The sequence below is a fragment of the Pseudomonas sp. PA-1-6B genome, assembly GCF_021609545.1.
Lineage (GTDB): Bacteria > Pseudomonadota > Gammaproteobacteria > Pseudomonadales > Pseudomonadaceae > Aquipseudomonas > Aquipseudomonas fluorescens_BV.
The window spans coordinates 290685-307979 of record NZ_WJZM01000001.1; the positions used below are offsets into that span (position 1 = coordinate 290685).

Here is a 17295-nt window from a genome sequence, read left to right on the forward strand (position 1 = left end):
CCGAATTGGCTTTTCGCCTTAACGGGCTATAGTCTGGCGCAGTTTTGCCGATAAGTAGAACAAGAGTTTTCTGCTGCACCCCATATGTCCATGAACCCGACGGCGCAAGTACCCCTCTCCTATGGCTAAAATTATCGGCATCATTGTCGTCATCGCAAGTGTGCTCGGAGGGTACGTCCTCTCCCACGGTAAAATCGCCGCACTGATCCAGCCTTTCGAAGTGCTGATTATCGGCGGTGCCGCGTTCGGCGCATTTTTGCAGGCCAACCCAGGCTATATGACCATGCACGTGGTCAAGAAGTCCCTGGGCATGTTCAGCTCGCGCTTCTCCCACACGTTTTATCTGGAAGTGCTGGGGCTGATCTACGAGATCCTCAACAAAAGCCGCCGTGAAGGCATGATGGCGATCGAAGGCGATATCGAAGACGCTGCGGCCAGCCCGATTTTTGCCAAGTACCCGGCCGTGCTTAAAGACGAGCGCATGACCGCGTATATCTGTGATTACCTGCGCATCATGTCCTCCGGCAACATGGCGCCTCACGAGCTGGAAGGCCTGTTCGACATGGAGTTGTTCAGCCTCAAGGAAGAGCTGGAGCATCCTTCCCACGCCGTGACCGGCATTGCCGACGGTATGCCCGGTTTTGGTATTGTCGCGGCGGTACTGGGGATCGTGGTGACCATGGCGTCCCTGGGCGAGGGCGATCAGGCGGCCATCGGCATGCACGTAGGTGCGGCGCTGGTGGGCACCTTCTTCGGTATTCTCGCCGCCTATGGTTTCTTCGGCCCGCTCGCCACCTCCCTGGCCCACGATGCCAAGGAAGAGATCAACCTCTACGAAGCGATCAAGGCGTGCCTGGTGGCATCGGCGTCGGGCATGCCGCCGTCGTTGGCCGTGGAGTTCGGGCGCAAGGTGTTGTACCCGAAACACCGCCCAAGTTTCTCCGAGCTGGAACAAGCGGTTCGCGGTCGCTAAGCCATGGAAAACAACCAGCCGATCATCATCAAGCGCGTCAAGCGCTTCGCTGCGGGGCACCATGGCGGTGCCTGGAAAATCGCTTTCGCCGACTTTGCCACGGCGATGATGGCGTTCTTTCTGGTGCTGTGGCTGATGTCCACCGCTACGCCAGAACAGAAGATCGCCATCGCCGGCTACTTCAAAGACCCGATTGGCTTTTCGGAAAGCGGTACGCCGTTTGTCATTGACCTGGGCGGCTCGCCGGAACTGGCGCCCGAGCGCACTATCAACCCGGAAGTGCAAACTGAATCGCCTCAGGAAAAAATCCCGATTGAGCGCGACACTGTTGAGTCCATGGCCGAGCAGGTCGAACAGGAGCGATTGGAACTGTTGCTGCAGGAATTGCAGAACAAGGTTGAAGAAAACCCACAGTTGCTGAAGTTCAAGGACCAGATTTCCTTCGAGATCACCCCCGAGGGGCTGCGCATCCAGATTACCGATGCGGCCAACCGGCCGATGTTCGACTCTGGCAGTGCGCGGTTGAAGCCGTACTTTGAAGACATCCTGCTAGCCATGGCTGACACCATCAAGGCGGTGCCGAACAAAATCAGCATCAGCGGGCATACCGACGCCAAGCCCTACGCGGGCCAGGGTGATTTCGGCAACTGGGAACTCTCGGCCAACCGCGCCAATGCCGCCCGGCGTGCGCTGGTGGCCGGCAGCTACCCGGACCCGCAAGTGGCTCGGGTGGTGGGTTTTGCCTCCTCGCAACTGTTTGATCCCAAAGACCCGTTCAACCCGGTCAACCGCCGTATCGACATCGTGGTGCTGACCAAAAAAGCCCAGCGTGCGATTGAAGGCGATCAACCACCGCCACCGGCACCGACCCAAGGCGACGGTGCGCCAGGCGAAGTGCCGGCCGACCCGAACGCGCTGCCACCAGAGCAGGAACCGCTGCCGGCCCATGAGCTGCGCCAGAAGCTGAACCTGTTTGATGATGGGGGCGTCAAGGATCCTACGGCGCCTGCACCGGGGTCATAGTTGATCTAAGTGCTGGAAACGTAAACGCCCCGATCATTCGGGGCGTTTTCATGTGTGTTCAAAGTGGGAGGTACGCTTTGACACCACTGACTACGCCTCGCATGTCGTCGGCGCACAGGCGTGGGACGAAGTACTCTCGACCTTTGGCGCGAGTCTTTTTATGCAACTTGTCGAGGCGCTCAAAGCTGACGGTATAAATCATGTCGCACTTCACCCATAGCTCTTTATAGCCATCGGACTGAAGTGGATTGGTGCGTAGCAAATGGTGCCAGTCGTATTGGGTCGCTGGTGCAGTAGAGGAGATTGGCACCACGGTGCAGAGCTTGCGACTGTGGGTCGCGGTAGGAGATATCACTACGACTTTGCGGATCTTCAGCATTTCCGGGGCGACAAAGCCTCGGGTGAAGTCACACAGCAAAACGTCGCCTTGTTTGGGGTGATAGTAGAGAGCCAAATGTTAATTCCCCACAAAAAGCAAAGCCGCCCGAAGGCGGCTTCATTCGACACGCAGCGGAGCTTGCTTCGCCCCTTCTGCGCCGCTGGATCAACTCCGAAAAGGATCCAGACTCCTGCCAGCTTTCGCTGGTGACGGAGCAATTATGAGCATCAGGAAATCCGAATACAAGCTGGCTTGTGCGTATCAGCCATCCAGTTGACTCGAATTCTTGATGCCTGCTCCTGTTAAATCAATGGGCTAGGGCTTTCAGCCCGCTGGTTTATGTGTATCAAGAAATTGACCGTCAATAATTGCTCTCAGGCAAGCTCGCAATAATCGACCGATAGCTGTTCATCCGCTGCTGCTGCACGCGCCCATCTTCCAGTGCCTTGAGCAACGCACAACCCGGTTCGCGGTCGTGTTTGCAGTCGCGGAAGCGGCAGGTGCCGATCAGGTCGTTGAACTCAATGAAGCCGGCTTCCACATCGCTACGGCTGACGTGGCCCAAGCCGAACTCACGAATACCGGGGGAGTCAATCAACTCGCCGCCGCCCGGGAAGTGGAACAACCGTGCGGTGGTGGTGGTGTGGGTGCCCTGGCCGGACAGCTCCGACAGCGGGCCCACACGGGTTTCGACTTCCGGCAACAGGCTGTTGACCAGCGACGACTTGCCCACGCCAGACTGGCCGACGAACACGCTGATCCGCCCGTCCAACTGCTGTTGCAGCTGTTCCATGCCGTTGCCGTGGTGAGCCGACACTTCCAGCACCGGGTAGCCCAAGGTGCGATAGACCGCCAGCAACGCATTGAGCGCCGGGGCGTTCTGCTCGTCGATCAGGTCGAATTTGTTCAACAGCAACAATGGGCGGATACCGGCATGCTCAGCCGCGACCAGGTAGCGGTCGATCAGGTTGGCATGGGGCTCGGGCAGCGGCGCGAACACGATCACGATCATGTCGACGTTGGCTGCCACCGGCTTGAGCTGCCCACGGCTGTCGGGGCGGCGCAGTTCGGTGCTGCGTGGCAACTGGGCGACGATGACGCCGATGCCCTGGTTGCCGGCACGCCACACCACCTTGTCGCCGGTGACCAGCGCGGGCAGGTTGGCGCGCAGGTGGCAACGGAACACCTGGCCTGCGAGTTCGCCTTCGAGCGCCTCGACTTCGACCTGCACGCCAAAGTGCGCGATCACCAGGCCCGTTTGTTCGGGCCCCAGGTCGCCGCCCTCGAGCGCTTCCACGGCGGAGGATTCACGTTTGGCGGCGCGGGCGGCGCGTTCACCTTGAATCTTTTCGATGCGCCAGTTTTGGCGACGGTTGAGCTGGCGTTTGGCCATTGGTGTTCCGTGTCGATAATGCAAAAGTTGGGTAAAACGGTCGCGAGTCTAGCACGCCCCCGCCTGCTAAACTGCCCGGCTACGCCAAGGTGCCAAGAGAATCAAGCCATGCAAAACCCACAGAACCTGATTTGGATCGATCTGGAAATGACCGGTCTGAACCCCGACACCGACGTCATCATCGAGATGGCGACCATTGTCACCGACAGCAACCTCAACACCTTGGCCGAAGGCCCGGTGATCGCCATCCACCACAGCGACGCCGTACTCGCCACCATGGACGAGTGGAACACCCGCACCCACGGTAACTCCGGGCTGACCCAGCGCGTGCGCGACAGCCGCATCAGCATGGCCCAAGCCGAGGCCGAAACTATCGCCTTCCTGGAAAAATGGGTGCCCAAGGGCAAGTCGCCAATCTGCGGCAATAGCATCTGCCAGGATCGTCGCTTCCTTTATACGCACATGAAGGGGCTGGAAAGTTACTTCCACTACCGCAACCTGGACGTGTCGACCTTGAAGGAACTGGCTGCGCGTTGGGCGCCGGAAGTCAAAGACAGCTTCCATAAAGGCAGCACGCACCTGGCGCTGGATGATATTCGCGAGTCGATTGCCGAGTTGCAGCATTACCGCAAGCATTTCATCAAGGCTTGATTCTGCGGCGCCAGTGAATGCGCCATCGCAGGCAGGCCAGCTCCCACATTTGACTGCATTCGCAAATTCAAAGTGTGGGAGCTGGCCTGCGATACAGGCGACGCGGTTTATCGCCAAGCGCCCCCTTTTGGTGCCTTCGGCAAATGATTAGACTGCCGGCCTCTCTGTCAGGATCGCCATCATGTTGCTGATGCTCTACCTCGTCGCCATCACCGCCGAAGCCATGACTGGCGCCCTGTCCGCGGGTCGGCGTGGCATGGACTGGTTTGGCGTGGTGCTGATCGCTTGCGTGACAGCCCTGGGCGGCGGTTCGGTGCGCGATGTGTTGCTCGGCCACTACCCGCTGACCTGGGTCAAACACCCGGAATACTTGGTGCTGACCTCTGTTGCAGCATTGGTGACGATCTTTATCGCGCCCTTGATGCGCCACCTGCGCTCGCTGTTCCTGGCGCTGGATGCGGTGGGGTTGGTGGCCTTCACCCTGATCGGCTGCATGACCGCCCTGGAAATGGGCCACGGTATGTTGGTGGCGTCGGTCAGCGGGGTCATCACTGGGGTATTCGGCGGCATCCTGCGGGATATCTTTTGTAACGACATCCCGCTGATCTTCCGCCGCGAGTTGTATGCCAGCGTGTCTTTCCTGGCGGCGTGGTTCTACCTGCTGTGCCTGTACCTGGAGCTGCCCAGCGAGCAAGCGATTCTGCTGACGCTCTTCAGTGGTTTCCTGTTGCGCCTGCTGGCGATCCGGTTTCACTGGGAAATGCCCAAGTTCGTCTACAACGACGACGTGCACTAGCGCACGGCGTGTTGCTCCAGCGCCCATTCCACGTGTTCGCGTACCAACTCCGACGGGTAGTCCCGCCGCGCCTTCAAGGCTTCCAGTACCGGAATGCTCGACGGCGCATTACCCAGGCCCACCGCCAGGTTGCGTAACCAGCGCTCGTAACCGGCGCGGCGCAGGGGCGAGCCCTCGGTGCTGCTGAGGAATTTATCCTCGTCCCACATAAACAATTCGGCCAGTTCTGCGTTATCCAGATTGTGCCGTGGCTTGAAATCGCTTTCGGCGGTAGGTCGAGCGAAACGATTCCACGGGCAAACGATCTGACAGTCATCGCAGCCAAATACCCGGTTACCAATCAGTGGGCGCAGGTCTTCGGGGATAGCGCTCTTGAGTTCGATGGTCAGGTACGAAATGCAGCGTCGCGCGTCCAGCACGTAAGGGCCGACGAAGGCGTTGGTGGGGCAGATGTCCAGACACGCCGTGCAGCGGCCGCAGTGTTCGGTGGCGTGGGGTGGGTCTACCGGCAACGGTAAATCGACAAACAGTTCGCTCAGGAAGAAATAACTGCCGGCCTTGCGGTTGAGAACCAGGGTGTTTTTACCGATCCAGCCCAGGCCCGCTTGCTCGGCAATGGCTTTTTCCAGGACGGGCGCGCTGTCGACGAAGGCGCGAAAGCCGAACGGCCCGATCTGCGCCTGGATGCGGTCGGCCAGTTGCTGCACGCGCTTGCGGATCAGCTTGTGGTAATCGCGGCCCAGGGCGTAGCGCGAGATGTAGGCTTTTTCTGGTTGGGCCAGCAATTGCGCCATCTGGGTGTCGCCGGGCAGGTAGTCCATGCGCAGTGACACCACGCGCAAAGTACCGGGCACCAGCTCCTCCGGGTGGGAGCGTTTGCTGCCGTGGGCGCCCATGTACTCCATCTCGCCGTGGTAACCCGCGTCGAGCCAGCGTTGCAGGTGCTGTTCATGCTCAGCCAGGTCGAGGCCGCTGATGCCCACTTGTTGAAAGCCCAGCTCGCGACCCCAGTCTTTGATCGATTGGGCGAGGGCGGGCAGATCGGAGGTAATAGCAGGCATGAGACACGGGAAACCACAGGTTAGATGCGTATAATTCTGCCAGACATCGGAGCTTGAAGACGCATGCCTCAGACAAAACACCCAATTACCGACGTTCAGCCGTTGTTGCCCGGCCATTTGCCGCAACTGGCTGCGCGTTCCCCGGACGCCCATAAGGGCCAGTTCGGCCACCTGCTGGTCATCGGTGGTGACCGTGGCTTTGGCGGCGCAGCGTTGCTGAGCACCGAAAGTGCCCTGCGCAGTGGCGCCGGCATGGTCTCGCTGGCGACGCGGCCGGAACACGTGCCGGCCGCTCTGGCTCGGCTGCCGGAGGTCATGGCCGTCGGCGTGAGCTCGGCCAACCAGTTGATGGGCCTGCTGGAAAAAATCTCGGTGATCGTCATTGGCCCAGGCCTGGGAGATGACGCCTGGGGCAAGAGCCTGTTGTCGGTCGCGGCCAATGCCAGCGTGCCGCAGGTGTGGGATGCCGACGCGCTCAATCAACTGGCCACTGGCAGCGTCGAGCTGCCGGCCAACTGTGTGATTACCCCGCATCCGGGCGAAGCTGCGCGTTTGTTGGGGCTATCGACAGCCGAGGTTCAGGCAGATCGCCTTAAGGTGGCGCGCGCGTTGAACCAGAAATTCAATGCAGTGGCTATCCTCAAGGGTGCTGGCAGTTTGATTGCAAGTCCGGATGGACGGCTTGCCCGTTGTGATCAAGGCCACCCGGCGATGGCGACGGCGGGGCTCGGTGATGTCTTGGCCGGTCTGGTCGGCGCGCTATTGGCTCAGGGGATGCCCGCGTACGAAGCGAGCTGCCTGGCCGTGTGGTTGCACGCGACCGCCGGAGACCGCCAGGGCAGTTTTGGTCGCGGCTTGGCTGCCAGCGACCTGATCCCCGCCATTCGTCAATTGCTGGAGGAGCAGTCGCCGTGCCTGAAGTAATTCTTTTCCTGGCAGATGAAGAGGCCATGGTCGCGTTGGGTCAGCGTATTTCACAGGTCACGCAAGGGGCCGGGTTGATCTTTCTCGAGGGCGATCTGGGCGCAGGCAAAACCACACTGTCCCGAGGGATTATTCGCGGCCTGGGCCACACGGGCGCGGTAAAAAGCCCGACCTTCACGTTGGTCGAGCCCTACGAGATCGGCGACGTGCGTGCTTTCCACTTCGACCTCTATCGCCTGGTCGATCCGGAAGAGTTGGAGTTCATGGGCATCCGTGATTACTTCGACGATGATGCGCTGTGCCTGATCGAGTGGCCAAATAAAGGCACAGGCTTTTTGCCAAAGCCGGACCTGACCATTACCATTACGCCGCATGAGCACGGACGTCAGCTGAAGTTGTTGCCCCAGAGCCCACGCGCTGAGTCGTGGTGTGCTGCTCTGGCATTGGAATTCAAATAATTGGTGGGGTTAGGTATGCGCTTTCGCGCGTTGGTTGCTGTCGTGGGGGTGTTGCTTGCGGCAATGACTGTCAATGCTCTGGCTGCTTCACAGGTGAAAAGTGTTCGCCTGTGGCGAGCGCCGGATAACACGCGACTGGTGTTCGACCTGTCTGGCCCGGTCCAGCACAGCGTCTTTACCTTGACGGCGCCTGATCGCCTGGTGATCGACATCAACGGTGCCAGCCTGGCCGCGCCGCTGAAAGTCTCCACCGCCAACACGCCCATTACCGCCATGCGCTCGGCCCAGCGTACGCCGACCGACCTGCGTGTGGTTATCGACCTGAAAAAGGCCGTGACCCCCAAAAGCTTCTCCCTGGCCCCCAACGCCCAGTACGGCAACCGCCTGGTGGTCGACCTGTTCGACAACCCCGCCGACGCCGCACCGCCGCCTGCGCCAACGCCGAGCGTGGCAACGGTGCCTGCGGTGCCGGTCAACCCTTCGCAACCCCAGGTCAAGCTGCCACCACCGCCGCCTGCACCGGCAGGCAAGCGTGACATTATCGTGGTGATCGACGCCGGCCACGGTGGCGAAGACCCGGGGGCTTCCGGCTCACGCGGCCAGCATGAGAAAGACGTGGTGCTCGCCATTGCGCGTGAACTGCAGCGCCAGGTCAACGGCATGAAAGGCTACCGCGCCGAGCTGACCCGTACCGGTGACTACTTCATTCCGTTGCGTGGCCGTACCGAAATTGCCCGTAAGAAGGGCGCGGACCTGTTCGTGTCCATTCACGCCGACGCTGCGCCTTCAACCGCTGCCTTTGGCGCCTCGGTATTTGCCCTGTCGGATCGCGGCGCTACCTCCGAGACTGCGCGCTGGCTGGCCGATAGTGAAAACCGTTCAGACTTGATCGGCGGGGCCGGCAACGTTTCCCTTGATGACAAGGACAAGATGCTTGCCGGGGTGCTGCTCGACCTGTCGATGACGGCCTCGCTGACTTCCAGCCTTAACGTCGGGCAGAAAGTGCTGAGTAATATCGGTCGCGTGACGTCGCTGCATAAACAGCGTGTGGAACAAGCCGGGTTCATGGTGTTGAAGTCGCCGGACATCCCGTCGATCCTGGTGGAAACCGGGTTTATCTCCAACGCCAACGAAGCGTCGAAACTGGCCAGCGCCAGCCACCAGCAAGCGCTGGCGCGCTCGATCAGCGCCGGTGTGCGCCAGTTCTTCCAGCAAAACCCGCCGCCGGGCACCTATATCGCCTGGCTGCGCGACTCCGGCAAAATCGCCCAGGGCCCGCGTGACCATCGTGTGCAACCCGGTGATACCGTTGCCATGCTGGCGGTCCGTTTCCAGGTCACGCCTGCAGCCTTGCGCAGCGCCAATAACCTGAAAACCGACGAGTTGAAGATCGGCCAGGTGTTGACCATTCCCGGCACCTCATTGGCGGCGCAGTGATGAGCGAATCCACCTTGAACAGCGGCTCGCGCATTGAATTGCTCAGCCCGCGCCTTGCCAACCAGATCGCCGCGGGTGAGGTGGTTGAACGCCCGGCGTCGGTAATCAAGGAGTTGCTGGAAAACAGCATCGACTCCGGTGCCAAACGCATTGATGTCGATGTGGAGCAGGGCGGCGTCAAGCTGTTGCGGGTACGTGACGATGGCAGCGGCATCTCTTCGGATGACCTGCCCCTGGCCCTGGCCCGTCACGCCACCAGCAAGATCCGCGACCTGGAAGACCTGGAGCGGGTCATGAGCCTGGGCTTTCGAGGCGAGGCCCTGGCCTCCATCAGCTCCGTGGCCCGCCTGACCCTGACCTCCCGCACCCGTAGCGCCGAGCAAGCCTGGCAGGTGGAAACCGAAGGCCGCGACATGGCGCCTCGGGTCCAGCCGGCGGCGCATCCGGTGGGCACTTCGGTGGAAGTGCGCGACCTGTTCTTCAATACCCCGGCGCGGCGCAAATTCCTCAAGGCCGAGAAAACCGAATTCGATCACCTGCAAGAAGTCATCAAGCGCCTGGCCTTGGCGCGTTTCGATGTGGCGTTTCACCTGCGCCACAATGGCAAGACCATCCTCAGCCTGCACGAAGCCAACGACGACGCCGCGCGTGCTCGGCGGGTGGCAGCGGTGTGTGGCAGCGGGTTCCTGGAACAGGCGCTGCCGATTGAGATCGAGCGCAATGGCTTGAGGTTGTGGGGCTGGGTCGGGTTGCCGACGTTCTCCCGCAGCCAGGCCGACTTGCAGTATTTCTTTGTGAACGGCCGGGCGGTACGCGACAAGCTGGTGGCCCACGCGGTGCGCCAGGCTTATCGCGATGTGCTGTTCAACGGGCGACACCCGACCTTTGTGCTGTTCTTTGAGGTTGACCCTTCGGTGGTCGACGTCAACGTGCACCCGACCAAACACGAGGTGCGCTTCCGTGACGGGCGCATGGTGCATGACTTCCTCTACGGCACGCTGCACCGCGCCTTGGGTGACGTGCGTCCGGATGATCAGTTGTCAGCGCCGATTGTCACGGCGGTGGTGCGGCCGAGCGGCCCGGAAGCCGGCGAGTTCGGCCCCCAGGGCGAGATGAGCCTGGCGGCCAACCTGCTGCAATCGCCGCAGGCGCAGCCAGCCTACACGGCGCCGAATTCGGGTGCCGGTGCGGGTTATCAGTATCAATACACACCGCGCCCGCAATCGACGGCGCCGGTGGCCGAGGCCCAGGCGGCGTACCGTGAGTTTTTCGCGCCGCTGCCGGGTGCCGAGTCGGGTGCTGCTGTGGCGTTGCCCGAAGGCGGCGGTGATATTCCGCCGCTGGGTTATGCCCTGGCGCAGCTCAAAGGCATTTATATCCTCGCCGAAAACGCCCATGGCCTGGTGCTGGTGGACATGCACGCTGCCCATGAGCGGATCATGTACGAGCGCCTGAAGATCGCCATGGCCAGCGAAGGCCTCAGCGGCCAGCCGCTGCTGGTGCCCGAATCCCTGGCGGTGAGCCAGCGTGAAGCCGACTGCGCAGAAGAACATCACGGTGTGTTCCAGAAGCTGGGTTTCGAGCTGCAACGCCTGGGCCCGGAAACCCTGGCGATCCGCCAGATTCCCGCGCTGCTCAAGCAGGCCGAGGCCAACCGCCTGGTGGCCGACGTGTTGGCAGACCTGATGGAGTACGGCACCAGCGACCGTATCCAGGCGCATATCAACGAATTGCTCGGCACCATGGCCTGCCACGGCGCCATCCGCGCCAACCGCCGCCTGGCCCTGCCGGAAATGAACGGCCTGCTGCGCGACATGGAAAACACCGAGCGCAGCGGCCAATGCAACCATGGCCGACCGACCTGGACCCAGATGGGCCTGGATGATCTGGACAAACTGTTCTTGCGCGGCCGCTGATGAGTGCCTTGCCCCCCGCCATTTTCCTGATGGGCCCCACGGCCGCCGGCAAGACCGACCTGGCCATCGAGCTGACCAAGGTGCTGCCCTGCGAGTTGATCAGCGTCGACTCTGCCCTGGTTTACCGGGACATGGATATCGGTACGGCCAAGCCGTCGAAGGCGCTGTTGGCCCAATATCCGCACAAGTTGATCGACATCATCGACCCCGCGCAGAGCTATTCGGCGGCGGACTTTCGCACCGACGCCCTGGCGGCCATGGCCGAGATCACCGCGCGCGGCAATATCCCGCTGCTGGTGGGCGGCACCATGCTCTATTACAAGGCGTTGCAGGAAGGCTTGGCCGATATGCCGCCTGCTGATGCCCAGGTGCGCGCCGAGCTTGAAGAAGAGGCTGCGCGCCTTGGCTGGCAGGCCCTTCACGACCAGTTGGCGGCGGTAGACCCGGTGTCTGCGGCACGTATTCATCCCAATGACCCCCAGCGGCTCACACGCGCCCTGGAAGTCTGGCGCGTCAGTGGCCAGACCATGACTGAACATCGCCTGAAACAAACTGCGCAAAGTACTGATGCAGGCGCATCTGGACAGTCACAATTGCCCTATACTGTGGCGAATCTGGCCATCGCTCCGGCAAACCGCCAGGTGTTGCATGAACGAATTGCACAAAGATTCACAATAATGTTGGAACAGGGGTTTGTGGACGAGGTCGTAGCATTGCGTTCAAGAGGCGACCTGCATGCAGGGCTGCCTTCGATACGTGCTGTAGGCTACCGCCAAGTCTGGGATCATCTGGATGGCAAGCTGACGTCCGCCGAAATGCAGGAGCGCGGCATCATTGCCACGCGCCAATTGGCGAAGCGCCAGTTCACCTGGCTGCGCAGCTGGAGCGATTTGCACTGGTTGGACAGCCTGGACAGCGACAATCTGTCACGCGCCTTGAAATACTTGGGAACGGTCTCCATATTGAGCTGAGTCCTTGCAATTGCCGTCTATCCTTGGGGGTGTGACGGCCATAAGCTATCTATTTTCCGATTTTTTATTATTGATCCTTAAAGGAGTGCGGCACATGTCAAAAGGGCATTCGCTACAAGACCCTTACTTGAATACTTTACGTAAAGAGAAAGTTGGGGTTTCCATCTATCTGGTCAACGGCATCAAGCTGCAAGGTACGATCGAGTCGTTCGACCAATTCGTTATCCTGCTGAAAAACACCGTCAGCCAGATGGTTTACAAGCACGCTATCTCGACAGTCGTTCCAGTTCGTCCAATCCGTCTGCCTAGCGCAGCAGGTGATGAACAGGGTGACGCTGAGCCAGGTAACGCCTGATAGGAGTCTCCTTTGTTCTTTGAGCGCCACGGTGGTGGTGAGCGAGTAATCCTCGTTCACTTGGATGGACAGGACCCTGAGGCGCGCGAAGATCCGCAGGAGTTTCAGGAGTTGGCAAATTCGGCCGGCGCCGAGACCGTTGCGTTTTTTAACGTGCCGCGTCATCGGCCAACCGCCAAATACCTGATTGGCAGCGGCAAGGTCGAGGAACTGCGCGACCTGGTTCATGCCGAAGAAGCCGATCTGGTGATCTTCAATCACACCCTCACGCCCAGTCAGGAACGTAACCTCGAACGTGTTTTCGAGTGTCGCGTGATCGACCGTACCGGTCTGATTCTCGATATTTTCGCCCAACGCGCCCGCACCCATGAAGGTAAGCTCCAGGTTGAACTGGCCCAGCTTGACCACATGAGCACGCGCCTGGTTCGCGGCTGGACTCACCTTGAGCGTCAGGGTGGCGGTATCGGCATGCGTGGCCCGGGTGAAACCCAGCTGGAAACCGACCGGCGTCTGCTGCGGGTTCGCCTGCGCCAGATCAAGGGCCGCCTCGAAAAAGTGCGCAGCCAGCGTGAACAGTCGCGACGTGGCCGTTCCCGTGCGGATATCCCGACCGTGTCCCTGGTGGGGTACACCAACGCCGGCAAGTCCACGTTGTTCAATAACGTGACCAAGTCGGATGTGTACGCGGCCGACCAACTGTTCGCCACCCTCGACCCGACCCTGCGGCGTCTGGACATCGACGACCTGGGGCCGATTGTGCTGGCCGATACTGTGGGTTTCATTCGTCACCTGCCCCACAAGCTCGTCGAGGCATTTCGGTCTACGCTCGAAGAGTCGAGCAATTCCGACCTGCTGTTGCACGTGATCGATGCGGCCGAACCGGATCGCATGTTGCAGATTGAACAGGTCATGGTGGTGCTGGGCGAGATTGGTGCCCAGGACTTGCCGATCCTCGAGGTCTATAACAAACTCGATTTGCTTGAGGGCGTTGAGCCACAGATCCAGCGCGACGAGAACGGCAAGCCCCAGCGGGTCTGGCTGTCGGCGCGAGATGGCAGTGGTTTGGAGCTGCTGGAACAAGCCATTGCCGAATTGCTCGGCAGCGATTTGTTCGTCGGCACCTTGCGCTTGCCGCAGCGTTTTGCTCGACTGCGTGCACAATTTTTCGAGTTGGGCGCGGTACAGAAAGAAGAGCACGACGAAGAAGGTGTCAGCTTGCTGGCTGTTCGATTGCCACGCTCGGAACTCAATCGGCTGGTCAGCCGAGAGGGTGTTGTACCGGCAGAGTTCATCGAACAACACACTTTGCAATAAAAGCCTGAGAAAGCGGTTGTGCCGCAGTAGCAGGCATTCTGTAGCATTGGTCGGCGCGCCGTGGGTGCGTCTTTGCTTTATCAGATGGAGAGCGCTATGGCTTGGAATGAGCCGGGTGGCAACTCGAATAATCAGGATCCTTGGGGTGGTAAGCGCCGCAATAATGGCGACCGCAAGGGGCCACCGGATCTCGACGAGGCCTTCCGAAAGCTGCAGGAAAGCCTGAATGGGTTGTTCGGTGGTGGAAAAAAACGTGGTGGTGACGACGGCGGTCGCACAAGCAAGGGCGGTGGCTATGGCCTGCTGGGCCTTGGTCTTGTCGTGCTCGCGGCTGTATGGCTGTACAGCGCGGTCTACGTGGTGGACGAGCAGGAGCAAGCCGTGGTGCTGCGCTTCGGCAAGTACTACGAGACTGTCGGGCCAGGCCTGAACATCTATTTCCCGCCGATCGACAAGAAGTACATGGAGAACGTGACGCGTGAGCGTGCGTACACCAAGCAGGGCCAGATGCTGACCGAAGACGAGAACATCGTCGAAGTGCCGCTGACCGTGCAGTACAAGATCAGCAACCTGCAAGACTTCGTGCTGAACGTTGATCAGCCGGAAATCAGCCTGCAACACGCAACCGAAAGTGCCCTGCGCCACGTGGTGGGTTCCACCGCCATGGACCAGGTGCTTACCGAAGGTCGTGAGTTGATGGCCAGCGAAATCAAGGAGCGTCTGCAACGCTTCCTCGACACTTACCGCACCGGTATCACCGTTACCCAGGTGAACGTACAGAGCGCAGCGGCACCGCGTGAAGTGCAGGAAGCCTTTGACGACGTGATCCGTGCACGTGAAGACGAGCAGCGTTCGCGCAACCAGGCTGAAACCTATGCCAACGGCGTTGTGCCGGAAGCCCGTGGTCAGGCCCAGCGCATCCTTGAAGATGCCAACGGTTACCGCGATGAAGTGGTCTCCCGCGCCAAGGGTGAGGCAGATCGTTTCACAAAACTGGTCGCCGAGTACCGCAAGGCTCCTGAAGTGACCCGCGAGCGTCTGTACCTGGACACCATGCAGGAAGTCTTCAGCAACACCAGCAAGGTTCTCGTGACCGGCAGCAAAGGTGGGCAGAACAACCTGTTGTACCTGCCGCTGGACAAGATGATCGAAGGTGGTCGCAGCGGCACCAGCGCACCGTCCACCGGTTCGAATGCCGCTGCCAACGAAGCGAGCGCCCGTGCGGCCGCTGACTTGCTGCAACAGCAAACACGTACCAGGGAGAGTCGTTGATGAGCAATAAATCGCTGACCGCCCTGATTGTGGGTGTCGTCGTGGTCATCGCTGCCTGGAACTGCTTCTACATCGTCGCTCAGACCGAGCGTGCGGTGCTGCTGCAATTCGGTCGCGTGGTCCAGGCGGATGTCCAGCCGGGCCTGCATGTGAAAGTCCCCTACGTCAACCAGGTGCGCAAGTTCGACGCCCGCCTGATGACCCTGGATGCACCGACACAGCGCTTCCTGACCCTGGAAAAGAAAGCCGTGATGGTTGACGCCTACGCCAAGTGGCGCGTCAAGGATGCCGAGCGCTTCTACACCGCGACTTCCGGCCTCAAGCAGATTGCCGACGAGCGTTTGTCCCGTCGTCTGGAATCGGGCCTGCGTGACCAGTTTGGTAAGCGCACCCTGCACGAGGTGGTATCCGGTGAGCGTGATGCGCTGATGGCTGACATCACTCGCTCGCTGAACACCATGGCGGAAAAAGAGCTGGGTATTGAAGTGGTCGACGTTCGCGTCAAGGCCATTGACTTGCCCAAGGAAGTAAACCGCAGCGTGTTCGAGCGTATGAGCACCGAGCGTGAGCGTGAAGCGCGTGAGCACCGCGCCAAGGGTAACGAGTTGGCTGAAGGTATCCGTGCCGATGCCGACCGTCAGCGTCGTGTACTGCTGGCAGAAGCCTATCGTGAGTCTGAAGAGGCTCGTGGTGACGGCGATGCTCAAGCCGCGGCGATCTACGCCAAGGCCTACGGCCAGGACCAGGAGTTCTACGCGTTCTACCGTAGCCTGCGCGCCTACCGTGAAAGCTTCGCGAACAAAACCGACGTACTGGTGTTGGACCCAAGCAGCGACTTCTTCCGCTACCTGGAAAAGTCCAAGTAACCAGCCTGTGATTCTGTAAGGCGCACTCCGTCGGGCGGCTAAAATGCCTGGCGGGGTGATCCTTTCAGAAAACGGGTGTATGATGCGGCAGCCGGGAAATTCCCGGCTTTTTTGCGTCTGCATGTTTGATTCGGCAGGCGTGACAGGTTTTTCGAGGAAAGTGCCCGACGAGGCCGTTTGCAGGCCGTTCGTCACGTCGCTCTTGCGCGTGGTTTATGCAAGGGGCGGGTATTTTCTGCTTCACTCAAGGCTCGGCCGAGGGCTGGCCGCCCGGATCAAAGGGGAATGGCGTAATGGCAACGGTAGACCGCTGGCTGCTGCCAGATGGCATCGAAGAAGTACTGCCACCAGAAGCTGCGCGCATTGAAGTAGCGCGTCGCCAGGTGTTGGATCTGTTCCAGAGCTGGGGTTACGAGTTTGTCGTGACTCCCCATATCGAGTACCTGGAATCCCTGCTGACCGGCGCGGGCCAGGACCTGGATCTGCGCACCTTCAAGGTCATCGACCCGCAATCGGGCCGGCAAATGGGGTTCCGTGCCGACATCACGCCACAAGTGGCGCGCATCGATGCGCACACCCTGCGTCGTGAAGGCCCGAGCCGCCTGTGCTACGCCGGCAGCGTACTTCATGCCCAGCCGCGCGCCTTGTCGTCTTCCCGTAGCCCGATCCAGTTGGGCGCCGAGTTGTACGGCGATGCCAGCCCGAGCAGCGATGTGGAAGTGATCAGCCTGATGCTGGCCATGCTGCAACTGGCGGATGTGCCGGACGTGCACATGGACCTGGGCCACGTCGGTATCTACCGTGGCCTGGCGCGTGCTGCCGGGTTGTCCGGTGAAGTGGAGCAACAGTTGTTCGATGCCCTGCAGCGTAAGGCGATCGATGAAGTGATCGCTCTCACCGAGGGTGTGCCTGCTGAGCTGGCTGGCATGCTGCGGGCGCTGGTAAATCTGTGCGGCGGCCGTGAAGTGCTGGTGGCTGCGCGTGAGCGCCTGGCCAATGCGCCGGCACCGGTATTGGCAGCACTGGACGATGTGCTGGCAATTGCCGAGCGCCTGTCGGCACGGTTCCCGGAGCTGCCGCTGTATTTTGATCTGGGTGAATTGCGCGGCTACCACTACCACACCGGTGTGGTGTTCGCGGTATTCGTCCCGGGTGTTGGCCAGGCCATCGCCCAAGGTGGTCGCTATGACGATATCGGCGCCGACTTCGGTCGTGCGCGTCCGGCCACTGGTTTTTCCACCGATTTGAAAACCCTGGTGACCCTGGGGCGTGCTGAGGTCGAGCTGCCGTCTGGTGGCATCTGGATGCCCGACAGTACGGACGCAGCGCTCTGGCAGCAGGTTTGCCAGTTACGCCGTGAGGGTCAGCGTGTAGTCCAGGCCTTGCCTGGGCAGCCATTGGCCGCCGCCCGTGAAGCGGACTGCGACCGGCAATTGATTCAGCAGAACGGGCTTTGGCAAGTATCGCCACTGGCTTCTTGAGTTTTCCTGCCGGCCATCGCCGGCA

Annotated in this window: 17 protein-coding genes; 14 read left to right on the top strand and 3 right to left on the bottom strand. The window is 60.7% G+C overall.

Translation table 11 applies throughout. From position 1 onward, the window contains the following. Positions 1-121 precede the first annotated feature (121 nt). On the top strand, positions 122-973 hold the full coding sequence (gene motA, locus GIV35_RS01235) for a flagellar motor stator protein MotA (protein WP_003188041.1): 852 nt from the start codon (positions 122-124) through the stop codon (positions 971-973). A gap of 3 nt (positions 974-976) precedes the next feature. Further along, positions 977-1996 carry a flagellar motor protein MotB gene (gene motB / locus GIV35_RS01240; RefSeq protein WP_034134753.1) on the top strand — a complete coding sequence of 340 codons (1020 nt, stop codon included), beginning with the start codon at positions 977-979 and terminating at the stop codon, positions 1994-1996. A gap of 58 nt (positions 1997-2054) precedes the next feature. On the opposite strand, the gene GIV35_RS01245 is transcribed toward motB, so the two are convergent. Beyond that, positions 2055-2450 (bottom strand): type II toxin-antitoxin system PemK/MazF family toxin, encoded by a 396-nt coding sequence (locus GIV35_RS01245; RefSeq protein WP_236264534.1) that lies wholly within the window; start codon positions 2448-2450, stop codon positions 2055-2057. 286 nt (positions 2451-2736) lie between these two features. Beyond that, positions 2737-3768, bottom strand: coding sequence for a small ribosomal subunit biogenesis GTPase RsgA (gene rsgA, locus GIV35_RS01250; protein WP_072434863.1), 1032 nt, complete (start codon positions 3766-3768; stop codon positions 2737-2739). Between the two features lie 108 nt (positions 3769-3876). Between rsgA and orn the strand changes: the two genes are divergently transcribed. Together orn and GIV35_RS01260 are read left to right on the top strand one after the other, a co-directional pair. After that, positions 3877-4419 carry an oligoribonuclease gene (gene orn, locus GIV35_RS01255; RefSeq protein ID WP_105225549.1) on the top strand — a complete coding sequence of 181 codons (543 nt, stop codon included), beginning with the start codon at positions 3877-3879 and terminating at the stop codon, positions 4417-4419. A gap of 178 nt (positions 4420-4597) precedes the next feature. After that, a complete protein-coding gene (locus GIV35_RS01260) occupies positions 4598-5215 on the top strand; it encodes a trimeric intracellular cation channel family protein (RefSeq protein ID WP_169913170.1) in 618 nt (205 codons plus the stop codon). On the opposite strand, the gene queG is transcribed toward GIV35_RS01260, so the two are convergent. After that, the gene (gene queG / locus GIV35_RS01265; protein WP_105225550.1) at positions 5212-6276 is read right to left on the bottom strand and encodes a tRNA epoxyqueuosine(34) reductase QueG; all 1065 of its coding nucleotides are present in this window, start codon (positions 6274-6276) and stop codon (positions 5212-5214) included. The two genes, GIV35_RS01260 and queG, sit on opposite strands and share 4 nt — an antisense overlap. Positions 6277-6339: 63 nt before the next feature. On the opposite strand from queG, the gene GIV35_RS01270 reads away from it, so the two are divergent. From GIV35_RS01270 to GIV35_RS01315, 10 genes are all read left to right on the top strand, one after another. Continuing rightward, the gene (locus GIV35_RS01270; protein ID WP_236264533.1) at positions 6340-7200 is read left to right on the top strand and encodes an NAD(P)H-hydrate dehydratase; all 861 of its coding nucleotides are present in this window, start codon (positions 6340-6342) and stop codon (positions 7198-7200) included. Beyond that, entirely contained in the window at positions 7188-7658 is a 471-nt protein-coding gene (gene tsaE, locus GIV35_RS01275; RefSeq protein WP_014716665.1) for a tRNA (adenosine(37)-N6)-threonylcarbamoyltransferase complex ATPase subunit type 1 TsaE, read from the top strand. Before GIV35_RS01270 ends, tsaE begins: the two co-directional genes overlap by 13 nt. A 15-nt stretch (positions 7659-7673) precedes the next feature. After that, complete coding sequence (locus GIV35_RS01280) at positions 7674-9095, top strand: N-acetylmuramoyl-L-alanine amidase (RefSeq protein WP_003188054.1); 1422 nt, start codon at positions 7674-7676, stop codon at positions 9093-9095. Beyond that, positions 9095-11011, top strand: a complete 1917-nt coding sequence (gene mutL / locus GIV35_RS01285) for a DNA mismatch repair endonuclease MutL (RefSeq protein WP_105225552.1) — start codon at positions 9095-9097, stop codon at positions 11009-11011. Before GIV35_RS01280 ends, mutL begins: the two co-directional genes overlap by 1 nt. Next, entirely contained in the window at positions 11011-11982 is a 972-nt protein-coding gene (miaA, locus tag GIV35_RS01290) for a tRNA (adenosine(37)-N6)-dimethylallyltransferase MiaA (protein WP_054896266.1), read from the top strand. The genes mutL and miaA overlap by 1 nt, the downstream gene beginning before the upstream one ends. Positions 11983-12076: 94 nt before the next feature. Further along, positions 12077-12337: an RNA chaperone Hfq gene (hfq, locus tag GIV35_RS01295; RefSeq protein ID WP_003188059.1), complete on the top strand. Its 261-nt coding sequence runs from the start codon at positions 12077-12079 to the stop codon at positions 12335-12337. Between the two features lie 12 nt (positions 12338-12349). Then, on the top strand, positions 12350-13651 hold the full coding sequence (hflX, locus tag GIV35_RS01300; RefSeq protein ID WP_003188061.1) for a ribosome rescue GTPase HflX: 1302 nt from the start codon (positions 12350-12352) through the stop codon (positions 13649-13651). Positions 13652-13747: 96 nt separating this feature from the next. Then, positions 13748-14923: an FtsH protease activity modulator HflK gene (gene hflK / locus GIV35_RS01305; RefSeq protein WP_213153583.1), complete on the top strand. Its 1176-nt coding sequence runs from the start codon at positions 13748-13750 to the stop codon at positions 14921-14923. Further along, entirely contained in the window at positions 14923-15789 is an 867-nt protein-coding gene (gene hflC / locus GIV35_RS01310) for a protease modulator HflC (protein ID WP_003188064.1), read from the top strand. Before hflK ends, hflC begins: the two co-directional genes overlap by 1 nt. A gap of 293 nt (positions 15790-16082) precedes the next feature. Then, a complete protein-coding gene (locus GIV35_RS01315; RefSeq protein WP_034125649.1) occupies positions 16083-17270 on the top strand; it encodes an ATP phosphoribosyltransferase regulatory subunit in 1188 nt (395 codons plus the stop codon). Positions 17271-17295: the final 25 nt, after the last annotated feature.

Bases quoted from the DNA above. Each gene is read 5' to 3' on its own strand.
- hflC (WP_003188064.1), top strand. From the start codon at position 14,923: ATGAGCAATAAATCGCTGACCGCCCTGATTGTGGGTGTCGTCGTGGTC.
- hflK (WP_213153583.1), top strand. From the start codon at position 13,748: ATGGCTTGGAATGAGCCGGGTGGCAACTCGAATAATCAGGATCCTTGG.
- GIV35_RS01280 (WP_003188054.1), top strand. From the start codon at position 7,674: ATGCGCTTTCGCGCGTTGGTTGCTGTCGTGGGGGTGTTGCTTGCGGCA.
- queG (WP_105225550.1), bottom strand. From the start codon at position 6,276: ATGCCTGCTATTACCTCCGATCTGCCCGCCCTCGCCCAATCGATCAAA.
- orn (WP_105225549.1), top strand. From the start codon at position 3,877: ATGCAAAACCCACAGAACCTGATTTGGATCGATCTGGAAATGACCGGT.
- mutL (WP_105225552.1), top strand. From the start codon at position 9,095: ATGAGCGAATCCACCTTGAACAGCGGCTCGCGCATTGAATTGCTCAGC.
- rsgA (WP_072434863.1), bottom strand. From the start codon at position 3,768: ATGGCCAAACGCCAGCTCAACCGTCGCCAAAACTGGCGCATCGAAAAG.
- motA (WP_003188041.1), top strand. From the start codon at position 122: ATGGCTAAAATTATCGGCATCATTGTCGTCATCGCAAGTGTGCTCGGA.
- motB (WP_034134753.1), top strand. From the start codon at position 977: ATGGAAAACAACCAGCCGATCATCATCAAGCGCGTCAAGCGCTTCGCT.
- miaA (WP_054896266.1), top strand. From the start codon at position 11,011: ATGAGTGCCTTGCCCCCCGCCATTTTCCTGATGGGCCCCACGGCCGCC.
- hfq (WP_003188059.1), top strand. From the start codon at position 12,077: ATGTCAAAAGGGCATTCGCTACAAGACCCTTACTTGAATACTTTACGT.
- GIV35_RS01270 (WP_236264533.1), top strand. From the start codon at position 6,340: ATGCCTCAGACAAAACACCCAATTACCGACGTTCAGCCGTTGTTGCCC.
- GIV35_RS01315 (WP_034125649.1), top strand. From the start codon at position 16,083: ATGGCAACGGTAGACCGCTGGCTGCTGCCAGATGGCATCGAAGAAGTA.